General features: G+C 65.8%; 13 protein-coding genes. All 13 read left to right on the top strand.

Annotated features, from left to right (window positions below; all coding sequences use genetic code 11):
- Positions 1–29 precede the first annotated feature (29 nt).
- The 13 genes from VMT40_RS33340 to VMT40_RS33280 all read left to right on the top strand — a co-directional run bounded on the left by VMT40_RS33340 (position 30) and on the right by VMT40_RS33280 (position 19,612).
- Positions 30–1,091 carry an ABC transporter ATP-binding protein gene (locus VMT40_RS33340; RefSeq protein WP_326363364.1) on the top strand — a complete coding sequence of 354 codons (1,062 nt, stop codon included), beginning with the start codon at positions 30–32 and terminating at the stop codon, positions 1,089–1,091.
- A 10-nt stretch (positions 1,092–1,101) separates the two neighbouring features.
- Complete coding sequence (locus VMT40_RS33335) at positions 1,102–1,896, top strand: MlaE family ABC transporter permease (protein WP_033088700.1); 795 nt, start codon at positions 1,102–1,104, stop codon at positions 1,894–1,896.
- Positions 1,897–1,899: 3 nt separating this feature from the next.
- Positions 1,900–2,766, top strand: a complete 867-nt coding sequence (locus VMT40_RS33330) for an MlaE family ABC transporter permease (protein ID WP_326363362.1) — start codon at positions 1,900–1,902, stop codon at positions 2,764–2,766.
- Positions 2,763–4,115, top strand: a complete 1,353-nt coding sequence (locus VMT40_RS33325; RefSeq protein WP_326363360.1) for an MCE family protein — start codon at positions 2,763–2,765, stop codon at positions 4,113–4,115. The genes VMT40_RS33330 and VMT40_RS33325 overlap by 4 nt, the downstream gene beginning before the upstream one ends.
- Before the next feature lie 8 nt (positions 4,116–4,123).
- Positions 4,124–5,200: an MlaD family protein gene (locus VMT40_RS33320; RefSeq protein WP_326363614.1), complete on the top strand. Its 1,077-nt coding sequence runs from the start codon at positions 4,124–4,126 to the stop codon at positions 5,198–5,200.
- Positions 5,200–6,207, top strand: a complete 1,008-nt coding sequence (locus tag VMT40_RS33315; RefSeq protein WP_326363359.1) for an MCE family protein — start codon at positions 5,200–5,202, stop codon at positions 6,205–6,207. Before VMT40_RS33320 ends, VMT40_RS33315 begins: the two co-directional genes overlap by 1 nt.
- Before the next feature lie 3 nt (positions 6,208–6,210).
- The gene (locus tag VMT40_RS33310; protein ID WP_326363358.1) at positions 6,211–7,470 is read left to right on the top strand and encodes an MCE family protein; all 1,260 of its coding nucleotides are present in this window, start codon (positions 6,211–6,213) and stop codon (positions 7,468–7,470) included.
- Positions 7,467–8,708 carry an MCE family protein gene (locus VMT40_RS33305; protein ID WP_442790094.1) on the top strand — a complete coding sequence of 414 codons (1,242 nt, stop codon included), beginning with the start codon at positions 7,467–7,469 and terminating at the stop codon, positions 8,706–8,708. Before VMT40_RS33310 ends, VMT40_RS33305 begins: the two co-directional genes overlap by 4 nt.
- On the top strand, positions 8,705–9,946 hold the full coding sequence (locus VMT40_RS33300; RefSeq protein ID WP_326363357.1) for an MlaD family protein: 1,242 nt from the start codon (positions 8,705–8,707) through the stop codon (positions 9,944–9,946). Before VMT40_RS33305 ends, VMT40_RS33300 begins: the two co-directional genes overlap by 4 nt.
- Positions 9,947–10,019: 73 nt before the next feature.
- Positions 10,020–10,760 carry a hypothetical protein gene (locus VMT40_RS33295; protein WP_326363356.1) on the top strand — a complete coding sequence of 247 codons (741 nt, stop codon included), beginning with the start codon at positions 10,020–10,022 and terminating at the stop codon, positions 10,758–10,760.
- 12 nt (positions 10,761–10,772) lie between these two features.
- A complete protein-coding gene (locus VMT40_RS33290) occupies positions 10,773–11,522 on the top strand; it encodes a hypothetical protein (protein ID WP_326363355.1) in 750 nt (249 codons plus the stop codon).
- Between the two features lie 556 nt (positions 11,523–12,078).
- Positions 12,079–15,567, top strand: coding sequence for a DNA-directed RNA polymerase subunit beta (gene rpoB / locus VMT40_RS33285; RefSeq protein WP_326363353.1), 3,489 nt, complete (start codon positions 12,079–12,081; stop codon positions 15,565–15,567).
- 91 nt (positions 15,568–15,658) lie between these two features.
- A complete protein-coding gene (locus VMT40_RS33280; protein ID WP_326363351.1) occupies positions 15,659–19,612 on the top strand; it encodes a DNA-directed RNA polymerase subunit beta' in 3,954 nt (1,317 codons plus the stop codon).
- The last annotated feature ends 126 nt before the right edge of the window (positions 19,613–19,738 follow it).

Raw genomic sequence — 19,738 nt, 5'->3', positions numbered from 1 at the left:
GGCGCTCGTCGGAGAAAGTGGAGGTTGGCGTGGGCGTCGAGGTCAGGACCGAAGGCATCACGAAGTCGTTCGGTTCGCAGCGTATTTGGCAGGACGTCACTCTGACGCTGCCGCCGGGGGAAGTCAGCGCTCTGCTCGGCCCGTCCGGTACCGGTAAGTCCGTCTTCCTGAAGTCGTTGATCGGTCTGCTGCGTCCGGAAAAGGGCTCCATCTACATCGACGGCACCGACATCACCACGTGCTCCAACAAGGAGCTCTACGAGATCCGCAAGCTGTTCGGCGTGCTGTTCCAGGACGGCGCGCTGTTCGGATCCATGAACCTGTTCGACAACACGGCCTTCCCGTTGCGCGAGCACACCAAGAAGAGCGAATCCGAGATCAAGAAGATCGTCATGGAGAAGCTCGAGCTGACCGGTCTGCTGGGCGCGGAGAACAAGCTGCCCGGTGAGATCTCCGGCGGTATGCGCAAGCGTGCCGGTCTGGCCCGCGCGCTGGTGCTGGACCCGCAGATCATCCTCGTCGACGAGCCGGACTCGGGTTTGGATCCCGTTCGCACCACCTATCTTTCGCAGCTGTTGATCGATATCAACGCGCAGATCGACGCGACGATCCTGATCGTCACGCACAACATCAACCTGGCCCGTACCGTGCCGGACAACATCGGCATGCTGTTCCGCCGCAACCTGGTCATGTTCGGTCCCCGCGAGGTGCTGCTCACCTCGGACGAGCCGGTGGTCAAGCAGTTCCTCAACGGCCGCATGCAGGGCCCGATCGGTATGTCCGAGGAGAAGGACGAAGCCCAGATGGCCCGCGAGCAGGCCATGTTCGACGCCGGTCACCACAGCGGTGGCGCGGAGGAGATCGAGGGCATCATCCCGCAGATGCGGGCCACACCGGGCATGCCGATCCGTGGCGCGGTCTCGCGTCGTCGCGAACGGGTCCGTCAGATCATGCACACCCTGCCCCCGGCCGCTCAGGAAGCCATTCGGGAGTCCATGGAGCAGAACGGCGATGATCCCGACACACAGGTGATCCCCGCCTATCAAGGCGGGTACGACACCACGGTTCGACAGAACCTGACTAACGGGTAACATACGCGGCGTGAACCCGACCCTGACGCGCCTGCGCACCCCGGTCGAGTCGGGACTTGCCCAGGCTGGCAACATCTTCGCACTGTTCTTGGACGTGCTGCGCAAGACGTTCCGTCGGCCCTTCCAGTGGCGGGAATTCATCGAGCAGTCGTGGTTCATCGCGAGTGTTTCGATCCTCCCCGCCGCCCTGGTGGCAATCCCGTTCGGCGCGGTGGTGGCCCTGCAGACCGGCTCGCTGATCAAGCAGCTGGGCGCGGAGAACTTCACCGGTGCGACCTCCGTGCTGGCGACCGTGCAGCAAGCCGCTCCGGTGGTGACCGCACTGATCATCGCCGGTGCGGCCGGTTCGGCCGTGGCCGCCGATCTCGGCTCGCGGACCATCCGCGAGGAGATCGACGCCATGGAGGTCCTCGGCATCGATCCCATTCAGCGCCTGGTGGTTCCGCGCGTGCTGGGCATGATGCTGGTCGCCTTCCTGCTCAACGGCCTCGTCTCGGTGGTCGGCATCTGCGGCGGCTATTTCTTCAATGTGGGACTGCAGGGCGGCACCCCGGGCGCGTATCTCGCGTCCTTCTCGGCCCTCGCGCAGATCCCGGACCTGGTGATCGGCGAGATCAAGGCGCTGATCTTCGGTGTCGTGGCGGGCGTGATCGCCGCCTACAAGGGCCTGCATCCGAAGGGGGGACCGAAAGGAGTGGGTGACGCGGTGAATCAATCCGTGGTGATCACCTTCCTGGTCTTGTTCTTCCTGAATCTGGTCCTCACCCTGATCTATCTTCAGGTCGTCCCCGCAAAGGGCGCGTGATCCATGGTTGTTTCGCAGCGCACCACCGTCTTCTCCCGGTCGGCGCGCCGGGTCAAGCCCGTGCTCGAGGCCCCGGTGCATCTGGTCGATCGGGCCGGGGACCAGATGTCGTTCTACTCGCGGGCCATTGCCGCCATCCCGCGCACGATCCTGCACTTCCGCAAGGAGGTCATGCGGCTGCTGGCCGAGGTGACTTTCGGTTCGGGCGCGCTGGCCGTCATCGGCGGCACCATCGGCGTGATCGTGTTCATGTCGGCGTCGGTGGGTGTGGTCGTCGGCCTGCAGGGCTTCAAGGCTCTCGACGCCCTCGGCTCGGGAGTTCTCACCGGCTTCCTGACCGGGTACATCAACACCCGTGAGCTCGCGCCCCTGGTTGCGGCACTGGCACTTTCGGCGACGGTCGGCTGCGGCTTCACCGCGCAGTTGGGCGCCATGCGCATCTCCGAGGAGATCGACGCGCTCGAGGTGATGGCGGTGCCGTCGGTGCCGTTCCTGGTGACCACGCGCGCCATCGCCGGATTCCTCGCGGTCATCCCGCTCTACGTGGTCGGCCTGCTGGGCACCTACGTCGCCTCGCGGTTGATCAGCATCTATTTCAACGGGCAGTCGAGCGGGTCCTACGACCACTACTTCAGCCTGTTCCTGCCGCCGGAAGATGTGCTCTATTCGTTCGTGAAGGTGCTCGTCTTCGCGTTCGTCATCATCCTGGTGCACTGCTACTACGGCTACAACGCCAGCGGCGGCCCCGCGGGTGTCGGCGTGGCCGTGGGTCGCGCCGTCCGCGCCGCCATCGTGCTGATCAATGTGCTGGACTTCTTCCTCTCCCTGGCCATTTGGGGCACGACCACGACGGTGCGGGTGGCCGGATGAGCAATCCGCGCAATGTGGAGCTGTGGCGCTCCACCGAGAAGCTGCGCAAGCGCACCCTCGGTGTGCTGTTCTTCGCGGTGGTGGCGCTGTTCCTCTATACGACCATCGCCATCTACAACAAGACCTTCACCGACTCGGTGCGGGTCAACCTGATCACCGACACCGTCGGAAACGCCCTGACCCGCAACGCGGATGTGAAGGTCCGCGGCGTCACCGTGGGCGAGCTGCGGTCGAGCAAGTACGACGGCAAGAACGTCACCCTGGACCTGGCCATCGATCCGTCCAAGGCGAGCGAGATCCCGGCCAATGTGACCGCGCGACTGCTGCCCAAGACCCTGTTCGGCGAGCGCTACATCGATCTGGTGTGGCCGCAGTCCCCGCAGGGTCACCTCACCGAGGGCGTCACCCTGCACCAGGACACCACCGGCAATGCCGTCGAGGTGAGCCAGCTGCTGGACCACATCCTGCCGTTGCTGCAGGCGATTCCGCCGCAGTACCTGTCCTCCACCCTGGGCGCGCTGTCCAACGCGCTGCAGGGGCAGGGCGAGGAGCTGGGTAGGACGGTGGACCGGCTCGACGACATCATCACGCAGGTCAATGGCGAAATGCCCACGCTGCAGCAGGATCTGAAGAGCCTCGCGGACGTGGCGACGACCTATTCCGATGCCGCGCCGCAACTGGTCGACGCGCTGGACAACCTGCGCACCACCAATGCCACCATCGTGCAGAAGCGTTCGCAGATCGACACCCTGATGGCCACGCTCACCCCGAGCGCCGCCACCACCGCGGACTTCCTGCTGGCCAACCGCGACAACATCATCGACGTGGCCGCCGACTCGCGGCCCGCGCTCGAGGCGCTGGCCAAGTACTCGCCCAGCTACAGCTGCGCGCTGGCCGGTTTCGCGGAGCTCAAGCCGCGCATCGACCAGATCTTCGGCAAGGGCACCGACATGCCGGGCTCCCGGGTGAGCGTGTCGATCGTGAACCCGCGCGGCCGCTACGTCCCCAACCAGGACGAGCCGCGCTGGTTCGATTCGCGCGGGCCCATGTGCATCCCGATGTACCCGCCGGGCACCGACCCGGGCCAGTACACCGACGGGTCCGCCAATGACGGCTCCTACCAGCCGCCCAGCCGCAATCCGGGTGACCAGAACATCGGCAAGATGCCCGAGCCGCAGTACAAGGTGTACGGCCCGTACACGCCGACCACCGCGTACTCGCCGCAGGAGTCCCAGGCGCTGGGCACGATCTACGGTGCCGCGCACGGTGTTTCGCCCGATCAGGTGCCCAGCTGGATCACCAAGATCGCGGCCCCGGCGTTCCGCGGCAGTGAGGTGAGCGTCAAGTGAAGGATCTGTTGCGCGGCCTCGGGCCGACGCTGACCAAACTGATCGCCTTCATTCTCGTCACGGTCTTCCTGACGGGCGTGCTGGCGATGACCATCGCCAACTACGGTGGCGGCGGCACCAAGTTCAATGCCCGCTTCAGCGACGTGACCTCGCTGAACAAGGGCGACGAGGTGCGCATCGCGGGTGTCCGCGTGGGCAAGGTGACCAACGTGTCCATCGTGGACAAGCGCCTGGCCAATGTGGAATTCGAACTGACCGACCGGGATTGGCTGCCCGCCTCCACCACCGCGACCATCAAGTACCGGAACCTGGTGGGCCAGCGCTACATCGCGCTGGAACAGGGCACCGGTCAGCAGGGTCGCAAGATGAACAAGGGTGCGACGATTCCGCTGGAGCGCACCAAGCCCGCGGTGAATCTGACCGAACTTTTCAACGGCTTCCGCCCGCTGTTCCAGACCCTCACGCCCGAAGACGTGAACAAGCTGTCCTACGAGATCATTCAGGTCTTCCAGGGCGAGTCCGGCACCATCGCGGATCTGGTCGCCAATACCGCCTCGCTCACCAACAAAGTGGCCGACAAGGACGCGGTGATCGGCTCGCTGATCACGAACCTGAATGCCGTTCTGGACAGCATCAATTCGCGCGGCAACCAGCTCGACCAGCTGATCGTGAATACCGAGGCGCTGGTCACCGGCCTCAATGCCGAGCGCGGCACCATCGGCTCGGCCGTCACCTCGCTGGGCAATCTGGCCTCGGCCACCGCGGACCTGCTGGTGCCGGTGCGGCCGAACCTGCAGGGCGCGATCGCCGGTCTGAACCAGCTGACCGGCACGCTCAACGATCGCAAGGGCGAGGTCGACGAGGGCCTGACCAATCTGCCCATCAAGATGGAGAAGCTCGGGCGCGCGGCGTCCTACGGCTCCTGGTTCCAGTTCTACCTGTGCGGCATCGACATCGTCGCCGGGCCCGGACTGAGCGACGCGCCGCAGCTGAACTTCCCACCCGCACTGCAGAACATGCCGACCGTGAACCAGCCGATCTATACGAATCCGGCGCCGCGCTGCCATGGGAAGGGAGGCCGCTGATGGACGATCGCATCGTATTGGGTAAGCGCAGTCCGGCATTCATGGGCGGGCTCGGCCTGCTCATGGTGCTGCTGATCACCTTGTCCGCGTTCAATCTGGACAAGCTGCCGCTGCTGGGCGCCGGTACCAAGTACACCGCCGAGTTCTCCGAGGCCGCCGGTCTGAAGAAGGGCAACGAGGTTCGCATCGCGGGCGTCAAGGTCGGTTCGGTCTCCGATGTCCGGCTCGACGGCGACAAGGTGCTGGTGGACTTCCGCACCCAGGACGCCTGGGTCGGCAACGAGACCACCGCCTCCATCCAGATCAAGACCCTGCTCGGGCAGAAGTATCTGGCGCTGGACCCCAAGGGCACCAAGATCCTCGACCCGTCGGACGTGATCCCGCTGTCGCGCACCGTGTCTCCCTACGACGTGGTGGACGCCTTCAGCGACGCCGCCAAGAACATCGAGGAGACCAATACCGCGCAGCTGGCCCAGAGCTTCCAGGTGCTCTCGGACGCCTTCTCGGCCACGCCGCCGGAACTGCGCGGCTCCATCGACGGCGTCGCCCGGCTCTCGGAGACCCTGGCCAAGCGTGACGATCAGCTCAAGAAGCTGTTCGCCGCCACCAAGACCACCTCCAAGGTGCTGGCCGACCGCAATCAGGAATTCGAGCGGCTGCTCGCCAATGGCGGTCAGCTGCTGGCCGAGCTGAACGTGCGCCAGCAGGCCATCCACCAGCTGCTCACCGGCGCGAAAACCGTTGCGGCCGAACTGAGTGCGCTGGTCAAGGACAACGAGGAGCAGATCGGCCCGGCGCTGACCAACCTGAACAAGACCATCGACCTGCTCAACGACCATCAGGCCGACATCTCCAAGACTCTTACTCTGGCCGCGCCCTTCTACGGGCTGTACTCGAACGTGCTGGGCACCGGCCGCTGGTTCGACGCGGTCATCACGAACCTGATTCCGCCCGCGTTGCCCGACGTTCCGGGCTATCGCGACCCGATCCGAAAGTTGGGAGGTTAAGCCGTGGCGAAGAATCCGCTCACCGCCCTGCGCGGGACCAGCACCAAGAGCAAGGTCATCGCCGCGGTGGCAGCCCTGGCGGTCGTGCTCGCGGGCGTCGCATGGTGGGGCTTCGACAAGCTCAACACCACCACCATCACCGCCTACTTCGACAAGTCCATCGGCATCTACGAGGGTTCGGACGTCCGCATCCTGGGTGTGCCGGTGGGGCATGTGGATTCGGTGACGCCGCAGGGTGACGTGGTCAAGGTCGTCATGAAGGTCGACCGCAAATACGACATCCCCGCCGACGCCAAGGCCGCCCAGATCACCCCGTCGGTGGTGTCGGACCGCTACATCCAGCTCGCGCCCGCCTACAAGGGCGGACCCAAGATGGGCCGCGACGCCACCATCCCGAAGGACCGCACCGCCACCCCGGTCGAGGTGGACCGACTCTACAAGTCGATCACCGAACTCTCGGATGCCTTGGGCCCCAACGGTGCCAACAAGGACGGCGCGCTGAATCAGCTGGTGCGGACGTCCGCCGACAACCTCTCCGGCAATGGCGAGGCGCTGGGCAACAGCTTCACCCAGCTGTCCAAGGCCGCGCACGCGCTCTCCGATTCGCGCACCGACATCTTCGACACGGTCAAGAACCTGCAGACCTTCGTGCAGACCCTGGCCGACAACGACGCCCAGGTGCGGACCTTCAACACCCAACTGGCCTCGCTGGCGGGATTCCTGTCCGACGAGCGCCAGACCCTCGGCGACGCGCTGAGCCTGCTCTCGGTCGCGCTCGGCGATGTGGCCCGGTTCATCGACAACAACCGGGATCTGGTGCAGTCCAACGCCGACGCCCTGACCAAGCTCACCCAGACCCTCGCCGATCAGCGCGACGATCTGGCCAAGGCGCTGCCGCTCATCCCGACCGCGCTGAGCAACCTCATCAATGTCCACAACGGTGAAACCGGCACGCTCGACATGCGCCCCAACTTCACCGATCTGCAGGACCCGTTCGGTGTCATCTGCAAGATGCTGGACCTGGGCAAGCTGCGCCCCGGCGATCCCAAGTTCGACGCCATCTCGCGTCAGCTCGGCCCGATCCTCAACAGCTGCAAGGCGATCACCGACCAGATCACCGCGGGCGTGAAGACGCCGACGCTGGTGCTGCCCTTCGGCATCCTCAGCGGTGAGAACGAGCAGCGCAACGCGGTGCCCGGCTCGGTGCCCGGCACTCCGTCCGACCAGCTGCCGCCGTCGCAGCAGGAAGGTGGACAGCGATGAGCGCCGCGCGCATTCGCACAGGCCGCGCCAAGCGCGCCGCCCTGCTCGCCACCTCGATGGGTGTGGTCACCCTGGTGGCCGCGGGCTGCGGCGCGGACAGCATCCCGCTGCCCGGCGGCCCGAACGTGGGCAAGAACCCCATGCATATCGACATTCGCTTCGCCGATGTGCTGGACCTGGTCCCGCAGTCGTCGGTCAAGGTGGACGGCGTGGCCGTGGGCCGGGTCGACAAGATCCGCATCGCACCCGACAACGCCTGGGAAGCCAGCGTGCAGGTGCTGGTCAACGATGACGTGAAGCTGCCCGCCAATGCCCACGCCGAGGTCAAGCAGACCAACCTGCTGGGTGAGAAGTACATCGAACTGTCCGCTCCCGCAAAGGATGCCGACACCGCGCCGCTGAAGAGCGGGGACAAGATCCCGGTCGAGAACACCCGCACCGCCACCGAGGTGGAGCAGGTGCTCGGCGCGCTGTCGCTGTTGCTCAATGGCGGCGGTGTGGCGCAGCTGCAGCCGATCGTGGTGGAGCTCAACAAGACCCTGGGCGGTCGCGAGGGCAAGGTCCGGGATCTGCTGGTCCAGGCCAACACCCTGATCAAAGGCCTCGACGATCAGGTCGACAACATCACCCGCGCGCTGGACAGCCTCGACACGCTGAGCACCCGGGTGGGGCAGCAGACCACCCAGATCTCCAAGATCCTCGACGAGCTGCCCGCGGGCATCAAGATCCTCGATGAGCAACGGCCGCAGCTGATTCAGATGCTGCAGCAGCTGGATCGCGTGGGGCAGGCCGGATTCGACGTGCTCAACCACTCCAAGGACAACCTGATCACCGACCTGTCCTCGCTGCGGCCCACGCTGCAGGCGCTGGGCGCCTCGGCCAATGATCTGGTGACCGCGTTCCCGCTCATCCCGACCTACCCGTTCCCGGACGAGGCCATCAAGTCGGCCTTCGGCGGCCAGGTCAACACCTGGCTCTCGGTGGACCTGCAGATCGGCAAGTTGCTGACGAATCTCGGTGTGGGACGGCCGGATCCGCAGTACATCCCGCCCCAGGGGCGGCCGGTGTACGTGGATCCGACCAACCCGTACTACAACGGCAACGGGCCGCGCGGCGGCTGGCCGACCGTCTCGCTGCTGCCGCTGCCGCCGACCGTGGCACGGCCCACCGGGGCGACCGGTCCCACCGATCCGCTCGGATCGATCCTCGAGCAGCTGGGAGTGGGTGGTCCGCGATGACACGTCTGGTGCGCAATCAGCTGATCGCCTTCGCGATCATCGCCGTGATCGGCGTCGTCTTCGTCGGCGCGAAATACGTTCGGCTGGACAATATGCTGGGCTTCGGGCTGTACAAGGTGAAGGTGCAGGCCAAGGAGACCGGCAATCTGTCCAAGGGCGCGGAGGTCACCTACCGCGGCGTGCCCGTGGGCCGGGTCGGCGATCTCGACGTCACCCCCGACGGCGTGCTCATCACCCTGGAGATGACCTCCGGGGCGCCCAAGGTTCCGGCCAACGCCAAGGCGGTGGTGGCCGACCGGTCCGCCATCGGTGAGCAGTACGTGGATCTGGTGCCGTCCAAGGACGGCTCGCCGTACCTGCACGAAGGCTCGGTCATCGACGGCGCGACCACCCCGATTCCGGTGGAAGACCTGCTCTCCAGCGTCGACCGCTTCGCCAACACCACCGACCTGAAGGCGCTGTCCACGGCCGTCACCGAACTGGGCAAGGCCTTCGACGGCCGGGGCGACGACCTCAAGATCCTGGTCGACTCGCTCAACAAGTTCAGCGCGGCCGCCAGCGGCGACAATCTGCAGCAGACCCTCGCGCTGCTGCGCTCCGCCCGCACCGTGCTGGGCACCCAGGCCGAACAGTCCCCGGCCATCCTGCAGTTCAGCGATGGCCTGGACAAGCTCACCGCGCAGCTCAAGTCCAACGACCCGGACATTCGCCGCCTCATCGGCACCGGCACCGACGCCGGATCCGCGATCCAGCGCCTGCTGCAGGAGAGCGGCCCGGCACTCACCAAGGACCTCACCAACCTGCGCGTGCTGCTGCTGGCCATCTCGCCGAAGTTCTACGCGCTCGGCCCGGTGCTGCAGATGCTGCCGCTGCTGCCGCTCGGTGGCTCCTCCACCGCTCCCGGTGACGGCACCACCCACTTCGGCCTGGTGCTCGAGACCAACAACCCGCCCGCCTGCACCGTGGGATACGAAGGCACGCAACGGATTCTGGACCAGATGAAGGCCCAGAACCCCAACTTCGACGACACCCGCGACGACTTCCCGTTCAATACGCAGGCCGGATGCACCGTCCCGCAGGGCAGCGAGACCGACGTGCGCGGCGGCGCGCGCGCCGAGCTGGCCGACCCGAGCGTCCCGCAGCCGTGGGACGACAAGCCCAAGTACGACCCGGACAAGCTCAACCTGAACCCGGTCGCGACCCAGCTGTCCACACTGATGGGCATTACGCCCAAGTAGTGGGATCGACCCGCGCGGGTCCCGGAACACAAGTCCCAGACAGGGCGCGAAGAGAGGAAAGTATGGTGGCGGCGTGAGCCAGCACAAGGACAGCGAATCGGGGGCGAACCTCGAGAAGCCGACGACCCCGTCGGTTCCCGAAACAACCCCGCAAGAGCCGACCGTCGTGCTGGATCAGCCCGCCGTGCTGGATCAGCCTGCCGAGCCGGTCCGCGAGCCTTCGGCCGCGGCTCCGGCCGAAGGTCTCGACCTGCGGCGCTTCGCGACCGTCGGTGCGGCCGGGCTGCTGGTCGTCTCGGTGGTCGCGGCGGCGATCATGGGCTTCCTCTGGTTCGGTGACCACAAGGACGAAACCCGGGCGCAGGCCCGCGACGCGGCGCTCACCGATGCGCGGCAGGCGGCCGTGAATCTGATGTCCATCAATCCGGATGACATCGACGGTTCGCTGGCAAATATTCGGTCATCGATGACCGGTGACCTGCTCAAGCAGCAGGAGGACGGGCAGGATCAGCTCAAGCAGACCGCCCAGGACTCCAAGACCCGCATCGAGGCCGCCGTCGAGGGCCTCACGCTCACCTCGCTCAACAGCGAACTCGACCACGCGTCGGCCTTCGCGGTGTTGAAGATCACCCGCAGTTGGCCCGGCGGCCAGCCCGCCACCTTCCGCCAGTTGTGGACCCTCGATCTGGTCAAGGTCGGCAGCACCTGGAAGGCCGAGAAGGCCCAGAACCTGGGCGAGCCCGTGCCCCTGGGCACCGGCGCGCAGACCGCGCAGCAGCCCGCCCCGACATCGACCCCGGCCCCCGGCAACTAGGAGGGAGTGACCATGGCCAACAAGAAGCGCCCCGTCAACCGGGTCACCCCGCGCCGCCCGGCCGCCCAGCGCGGCACGGCCGCCCGCACCACCGCCGCGGACGTGACCGCCAAGAACGCCCGGTCCACCTCCGAGCCTTCCGATCGAACCGAGCGCTCCGATCGAACCGCGTCGCGCGCCACCCCGCCGCGCGGTCCGAGCCTGTCCAAAAAGACTGCCCGGCAACAGTATTCCAAGCCGAGCGGGCAGGGCGGATTTTGGCCCAACTGGGGTGTCGCCACGATCTGCGCGGCGCTGTCGGCGCTGCTGCTGGTCTTCGCCATCGTGGGTGCGGTGCATCACTGGGTGTCCAAGCCCAATTCGGATTCGGGCAATCTCGCCTACGTCGACAACCAGGCCACCGACGAGGTGAAGGCCGCCGCGGATCACGCGCTGACCACCCTCTACGGCTACAAGGCCGCCGAGATCGACAAGTGGAAGTCCTCGGTCAACTCGGTGCTGACCGACAAGATGCAGAAGGACTTCGCCAAATACGTCGACACCACGGTCGACACCATCAAGCAGACCCAGACCGACACCCAGGTCAAAACCGATCCCATCGGGGTGACGCTGCTCACCGGCGACCGGGCCGAACTACTGGTCAACCTGAACATCTCCGCGGTCAAGGACAACAAGCCCGAACCGCTCGCCTCGGGCCCGATCGTGCTGCGCATGCAGAAGGTGAACGGCCACTGGCTGGCCGCCGAGATCACCGACAAGTGACCCAGGCGATTACCGACAAATAGGTCGCCGTATCCGTCGGGTGCCGGTGTCTTTCCGGCATCGCGCGACGTCACAAGGTGATCTTGTACTGGGACAGGCGATCTCGCGATTTGTCAACTCGGACCGCCACTTGACGACTTTCGTCCGAGCCGTCACGCTATTCACAACAGCGGCGGCTGTCACAGGGGACAGGACGCCGACGTGGGCCTCGCGAACGCAGCCAGCGGACTCTTCGGCCTCGTCGGAAATCCGTGTGGAGACCGTCACTCGCCGAGCCGGTACAGGCGCTCCAGTCGCCCGGATATCGACACGGACACACCGGGGCGAAGTTGCCGCCCACGGATCGCCACGGGTGGTACTTTGACACCCCCGTAGGTTTGGGTGTAGTTTTGGACGTTGCGCTGGCTGCCTCCTGTCCATACCTCGATCGCATCACGAAAGTTCCACCTTCCGGTGTTACTTCCGCTGTTTGCTGCTTCGGGTTCGTTCGGGTCGTAACCAGCGGAATTCGTAGCAGACAAGCGACGGTCGCGGACCACCACGCGACGCGCGTGAGGTGCTGGAAGGACGCATCTTGGCAGTCTCCACCCAGACCAAGGCCGGTATCCCCGGAGCCCCGAAGCGGGTGTCTTTCGCGAAGATTCGCGAACCCCTGGAGGTTCCCGGACTTCTCGATCTACAAACCGAATCGTTCGCCTGGCTGGTCGGTTCAGCAGACTGGCGTGAGCGTGCCACCGCGCGCGGCGACGTCACCAACCCCGTCGGGGGCCTCGAGGAGGTGCTCGAGGAGCTGTCTCCGATCGAGGACTTCTCCGGCTCCATGTCGCTGTCCTTCTCCGACCCGCGCTTCGAAGAGGTCAAGGCCTCCATCGAGGAGTGCAAGGACAAGGACATGACCTACGCGGCACCGCTGTTCGTGACCGCGGAGTTCATCAACAACAACACCGGTGAGATCAAGTCTCAGACGGTCTTCATGGGTGACTTCCCGATGATGACCGACAAGGGCACGTTCATCATCAACGGCACCGAGCGCGTCGTCGTGTCGCAGCTGGTCCGTTCGCCCGGTGTCTACTTCGACGAGTCCATCGACAAGTCGACCGAGAAGACGCTGCACTCGGTGCGCGTCATCCCGTCGCGCGGCGCGTGGCTGGAGTTCGACGTCGACAAGCGCGACACCGTCGGTGTCCGCATCGACCGCAAGCGTCGGCAGCCGGTCACCGTGCTGCTCAAGGCGCTGGGTCTGACCACCGAGGAGATCACCGAGCGTTTCGGTTTCTCCGAGATCATGATGTCCACCCTCGAGAAGGACTCGACCCCGGGTCAGGACGAGGCGCTGCTGGACATCTACCGCAAGCTGCGTCCGGGCGAGCCGCCGACCAAGGAGTCCGCGCAGACCCTGCTGGAGAACCTGTTCTTCAAGGAGAAGCGCTACGACCTGGCGCGCGTCGGCCGCTACAAGGTCAACAAGAAGCTGGGCCTGAACGCCGGTGTGCCGGTTCAGGGTTCGGTGCTGACCAAGGAAGACATCGTCGCGACCATCGAGTACCTGGTGCGTCTGCACCAGGGCGACAAGATGATGACCGCGCCGGGTGGCGTCGAGGTTCCGGTCGAGGTCGATGACATCGACCACTTCGGCAACCGTCGTCTGCGGACGGTTGGCGAGCTGATCCAGAACCAGATCCGCGTGGGTCTCTCGCGTATGGAACGCGTTGTGCGTGAGCGCATGACCACCCAGGACGTCGAGGCCATCACCCCGCAGACCCTGATCAACATCCGTCCCGTCGTGGCGGCGATCAAGGAGTTCTTCGGCACCTCGCAGCTGTCGCAGTTCATGGACCAGAACAACCCGCTCTCGGGTCTGACCCACAAGCGTCGTCTGTCGGCGCTGGGCCCGGGCGGTCTGTCCCGTGAGCGCGCCGGTCTGGAAGTCCGCGACGTGCACCCCTCGCACTACGGCCGCATGTGCCCGATCGAGACCCCGGAAGGCCCGAACATCGGTCTGATCGGCTCGCTGTCGGTCTACGCCCGGGTCAACCCGTTCGGTTTCATCGAAACCCCGTACCGCAAGGTCGTCGACGGCCGCGTCACCGATGAGGTCCGCTACCTCACCGCCGACGAGGAGGACCGCCACATCCGCGCCCAGGCGAACTCGCCGGTCGACGCGGACGGCAACTTCCTCGAGGAGCGCGTCCTCGCCCGCCACGGCAACGAGGAAATGGAATACGTCCCGGCCAAGGACATCGACTACATGGATGTCTCGCCGCGCCAGATGGTGTCGGTCGCGACCGCCATGATTCCGTTCCTCGAGCACGACGACGCCAACCGTGCCCTCATGGGCGCGAACATGCAGCGTCAGGCCGTGCCGCTGATCCGTTCCGAGTCGCCGCTGGTCGGCACCGGCATGGAGCTGCGCGCCGCGGTCGACGCCGGTGACGTGGTCGTGAACCAGAAGGCCGGTGTGGTGGAAGAGGTTTCGGCCGACTTCATCACCGTCATGCACGACGACGGCACCCGCCGCAGCTACCGCCTGCGCAAGTTCGAGCGCTCCAACCAGGGCACCTGCGCCAACCAGCGTCCGATCGTGGACGAGGGCATGCGCGTGGAGGCCGGGCACGTGCTCGCCGACGGCCCCTGCACCGAGAACGGTGAGATGGCCCTGGGCAAGAACCTGCTCGTGGCGATCATGCCGTGGGAAGGCCACAACTACGAGGACGCGATCATCCTGTCGCAGCGCCTCGTGGAGGATGACGTGCTCACCTCGATCCACATCGAGGAGCACGAGATCGACGCCCGCGACACCAAGCTCGGTGCCGAGGAGATCACCCGGGACATCCCGAACGTCTCCGACGAGGTGCTGGCCGATCTCGACGAGCGCGGCATCGTGCGCATCGGCGCCGAGGTCCGCGACGGCGACATCCTGGTCGGCAAGGTCACCCCGAAGGGTGAGACCGAGCTGACCCCCGAGGAGCGCCTGCTGCGCGCCATCTTCGGTGAGAAGGCCCGCGAGGTTCGCGACACCTCCCTGAAGGTGCCCCACGGTGAGTCCGGCAAGGTCATCGGCGTGCGCGTGTTCTCGCGTGACGACGACGACGATCTGCCCCCGGGCGTCAATGAGCTTGTGCGCGTTTACGTCGCGCAGAAGCGCAAGATCCAGGACGGCGACAAGCTCGCCGGTCGCCACGGCAACAAGGGCGTCATCGGCAAGATCCTTCCGCAGGAGGACATGCCGTTCCTCCCGGACGGCACCCCGGTCGACATCATCCTGAACACCCACGGTGTGCCGCGTCGTATGAACATCGGTCAGGTGCTGGAGACCCACCTGGGTTACATCGCCAAGACCGGCTGGAAGGTCGAGGGCAACCCCGACTGGGCCAAGAAGCTGCCCGAGGAAATGCTCGGCCAGCCCGCCGACACGAACATCGCCACCCCGGTGTTCGACGGTGCCCGCGAAGAGGAGCTGACCGGCCTGCTCGGTTCGACGCTGCCGAACCGCGACGGCGAGAAGATGATCAACGACGACGGCAAGGCGATCCTGCTGGACGGCCGCTCCGGCGAGCCGTTCCCGTACCCGGTGGCCGTCGGCTACATGTACATCCTCAAGCTGCACCACCTGGTGGACGACAAGATCCACGCGCGTTCGACGGGTCCGTACTCGATGATCACGCAGCAGCCCCTCGGTGGTAAGGCCCAGTTCGGTGGTCAGCGCTTCGGTGAGATGGAGTGCTGGGCCATGCAGGCGTACGGCGCGGCCTACACCCTGCAGGAGCTGCTCACCATCAAGTCGGACGACGTGGTCGGCCGCGTGAAGGTGTACGAGGCGATCGTCAAGGGCGAGAACATTCCGGAGCCGGGCATCCCGGAGTCGTTCAAGGTTCTGCTCAAGGAGCTCCAGTCGCTGTGCCTGAACGTGGAGGTGCTGTCCTCGGACGGCGCCGCCATCGAGATGCGCGACGGCGACGACGAGGACCTGGAGCGCGCCGCGGCGAACCTGGGTATCAACCTGTCCCGCAACGAGGCTGCGACGGTCGACGACCTGGCGCAGTGAGCGATTGGTCCCGCAGGCGTGAAAGCGCCTGCGGGGCAACCGATTTTGCACTTTTGCTCATACTCAACCCGAACAGGGGAAAGGAAGTTACGTGCTAGACGTCAACTTCTTCGATGAACTCCGGATCGGCCTGGCCACCGCCGAAGACATTCGCAACTGGTCGTTTGGCGAGGTCAAGAAGCCGGAGACCATCAACTACCGCACGCTGAAGCCGGAGAAGGACGGCCTCTTCTGCGAGAAGATCTTCGGTCCCACCCGGGACTGGGAGTGCTACTGCGGTAAGTACAAGCGCGTCCGCTTCAAGGGCATCATCTGCGAGCGCTGTGGTGTCGAGGTGACGCGCGCCAAGGTGCGTCGTGAGCGCATGGGCCACATCGAGCTGGCCGCGCCGGTCACCCACATCTGGTACTTCAAGGGTGTCCCGTCGCGCCTGGGTTACCTGCTCGATCTGGCGCCGAAGGATCTCGAGAAGATCATCTACTTCGCCGCCTACGTCATCACCAATGTCGATGACGAGCTGCGCCACAACGAGCTGTCCACGCTCGAGGCGGAGATGGAGGTCGAGAAGAAGACCGTCGCCGATCAGCGCGACGCCGATCTCGAGGCCCGCGCCCAGAAGCTCGAGGCCGACCTGGCCGAGCTCGAGGCCGAGGGTGCCAAGTCCGACGTCCGCCGCAAGGTCAAGGACGGCGGCGAGCGCGAGATGCGTCAGCTGCGCGACCGCGCCCAGCGCGAGCTGGACCGGCTCGACGAGATCTGGACCACCTTCACCAAGCTGGCCCCCAAGCAGCTGATCGTGGACGAGGTCCTCTACCGCGAGCTGCAGGACCGCTACGGCGAGTACTTCACCGGCGCCATGGGTGCCGAGGCGATCCAGAAGCTCATGGAGACCTTCGACATCGACGCCGAGGCCGAGAGCCTGCGCGAGACCATCCGGACGGGCAAGGGCCAGAAGAAGCTTCGCGCCCTGAAGCGTCTGAAGGTCGTCGCCGCGTTCCAGACCAACGGCAACTCGCCGATGGGCATGGTCCTCGACGCCGTTCCGGTGATCCCGCCGGAGCTGCGCCCGATGGTGCAGCTGGACGGTGGCCGCTTCGCGACCTCCGACCTGAACGACCTGTACCGCCGCGTCATCAACCGCAACAACCGCCTCAAGCGCCTCATCGATCTCGGTGCGCCCGAGATCATCGTGAACAACGAGAAGCGCATGCTGCAGGAGTCGGTGGACGCGCTGTTCGACAACGGCCGTCGTGGCCGTCCGGTCACCGGTCCGGGTAACCGCCCGCTGAAGTCGCTGAGCGATCTGCTCAAGGGCAAGCAGGGTCGTTTCCGCCAGAACCTGCTCGGCAAGCGTGTCGACTACTCCGGCCGTTCGGTCATCGTGGTCGGTCCGCAGCTGAAGCTGCACCAGTGCGGTCTGCCCAAGCTGATGGCGCTCGAGCTGTTCAAGCCGTTCGTCATGAAGCGTCTGGTCGACCTGAACCACGCGCAGAACATCAAGTCCGCCAAGCGGATGGTCGAGCGTCAGCGTCCTCAGGTGTGGGATGTCCTCGAAGAGGTCATCGCCGAGCACCCGGTGCTGCTGAACCGTGCGCCCACCCTGCACCGCCTGGGTATCCAGGCCTTCGAGCCGCTGCTGGTCGAGGGCAAGGCCATCCAGCTGCACCCGCTGGTGTGTGAGGCGTTCAACGCCGACTTCGACGGTGACCAGATGGCCGTGCACCTGCCGCTGTCCGCGGAGGCGCAGGCCGAGGCCCGCATCCTGATGCTGTCCTCGAACAACATCCTGTCGCCCGCCTCGGGTCGTCCGCTCGCCATGCCGCGTCTGGACATGGTGACCGGTCTGTACTACCTGACCCGCCTGGAAGAGGGCGCGAAGGGCGAGTACCGCGCGGCCACCAAGGACGAGCCGGAGTTCGGCGTCTACTCCTCGCCCGCCGAGGCGCAGATGGCCGTCGACCGCGGCGAGCTGACCGTGCGTTCGCTGGTCAAGATCCGGCTGACCGATCAGCGTCCGCCCAAGGACGTCGAGGCCGAGCTGTTCCCGAACGGCTGGCAGCGCGGCGACGCGTGGACCACCAAGACCACGCTGGGCCGGGTGCTGTTCAACGATCTGCTCCCGGCGGACTACGCGTTCATCGACGAGCCGATGCCGAAGAAGCGTCAGGCCGCGATCATCAACGATCTGGCCGAGCGCTACCCGATGATCGTGGTCGCGCAGACCGTCGACAAGCTGAAGGACGCGGGCTTCTACTGGGCCACCCGTTCCGGCGTCACGGTCTCCATGTCGGACGTGCTCGTGCCGACCGAGAAGGCCGAGATCATGGCGCGCTACGACGCGCAGGCCGATCAGATCGAGAAGAAGTACCAGCGTGGTGCTCTGGACCACCAGGAGCGCAACAACGCCCTGGTCAAGATCTGGCAGGAAGCGACCGAAGAGGTCGGTAAGGCGCTGCGCGCGCACTACCCGGCCGACAACCCGATCATCACGATCGTCGACTCGGGCGCCACGGGTAACTTCACCCAGACTCGTACCCTCGCCGGTATGAAGGGTCTGGTGACGAACCCGAAGGGTGAGTTCATCCCGCAGCCGATCAAGTCCTCCTTCCGTGAGGGTCTGACGGTTCTGGAGTACTTCATCAACACCCACGGTGCGCGAAAGGGTCTGGCCGACACCGCGCTTCGTACCGCCGACTCGGGTTACCTGACCCGTCGTCTGGTGGACGTGTCGCAGGACGTCATCGTGCGCGAGACCGACTGTGGCACCGAGCGTGGCATCGTGGTGCCGATCGCGGAGCGTCAGGCCGACGGCTCGGTCATCCGCGACGCTCACGTCGAGACCAGCACCTACGCTCGGACGCTGGCCACCGACGCGATCGACGCCAAGGGCAACGTCATTGTCGAGAAGGGCCACGACCTGGGCGATCCCGCCCTGGAGGCGCTGCTCGAGGCCGGTATCACCGAGGTGAAGGTCCGCTCCGTGCTGACCTGCACCACCGGCACCGGCGTGTGCGCCACCTGCTACGGCCGCTCCATGGCGACCGGCAAGCTGGTGGACATCGGTGAGGCCGTCGGTATCGTCGCCGCCCAGTCCATCGGTGAGCCCGGTACCCAGCTGACCATGCGTACCTTCCACCAGGGTGGTGTCGCGGGTGACGACATCACGGGTGGTCTGCCCCGAGTTCAGGAGCTCTTCGAGGCTCGTGTTCCCAAGGGCAAGGCCCCCATTGCCGAGGTGTCGGGTCGCGTGCGGCTCGAGGACGACGACCGCTTCTACAAGATCACGATCACGCCGGACGACGGTTCGGACGAGGTCGTGTACGACAAGCTGTCGAAGCGTCAGCGTCTGCGGGTGTTCAAGCACGACGACGGCTCCGAGCGTCTGCTCGCCGACGGTGACCACGTGGATGTCGGCCAGCAGCTGCTCGAGGGCTCTGCCGACCCGCACGAGGTGCTGCGCGTGATGGGCCCGCGTCAGGTGCAGGTCCACCTGGTCCACGAGGTCCAGGAGGTGTACCGCTCGCAGGGTGTGTCCATCCACGACAAGCACATCGAGGTGATCGTTCGCCAGATGCTGCGCCGCGTCACCATCATCGATTCGGGTGCGACCGAGTTCCTCCCGGGTTCGCTGGTGGAGCGCGCCGAGTTCGAGGCCGCCAACCGCCGCGTGGTCGCGGAGGGTGGCGAGCCCGCCTCGGGTCGTCCGGTGCTCATGGGTATCACCAAGGCGTCGCTCGCGACCGATTCGTGGCTGTCGGCGGCCTCCTTCCAGGAGACCACCCGCGTGCTCACGGACGCCGCGATCAACTGCCGCTCCGACAAGCTGATCGGCCTGAAGGAGAACGTGATCATCGGTAAGCTGATCCCGGCCGGTACCGGTATCAACCGCTACCGCAACATCCAGGTGCAGCCCACCGAAGAGGCGCGTCAGGCCGCGTACGCTGTCCCGTCCTACGACGACAGCTACTACAGCCCGGACGGCTTCGGCACCTCCACCGGTGCCGCGGTGCCGCTGGACGACTACGGCTTCAGCGACTACCGCTAAGCCTGTAGCCAGGCAATAGTTTTCGGCCCCCGCTCCCATTCCGGAGCGGGGGCCGAACTCTTTTCACGATCGTCGGCCGCAGCGCGGGTCTATGCTGGTCGCGACGAATCAACTGCCCCCGCCAGG

The organism is Nocardia sp. CDC160, assembly GCF_035818795.1.
GTDB lineage: Bacteria > Actinomycetota > Actinomycetes > Mycobacteriales > Mycobacteriaceae > Nocardia.
This window is presented reverse-complemented; position numbering and strand designations above follow the sequence as displayed.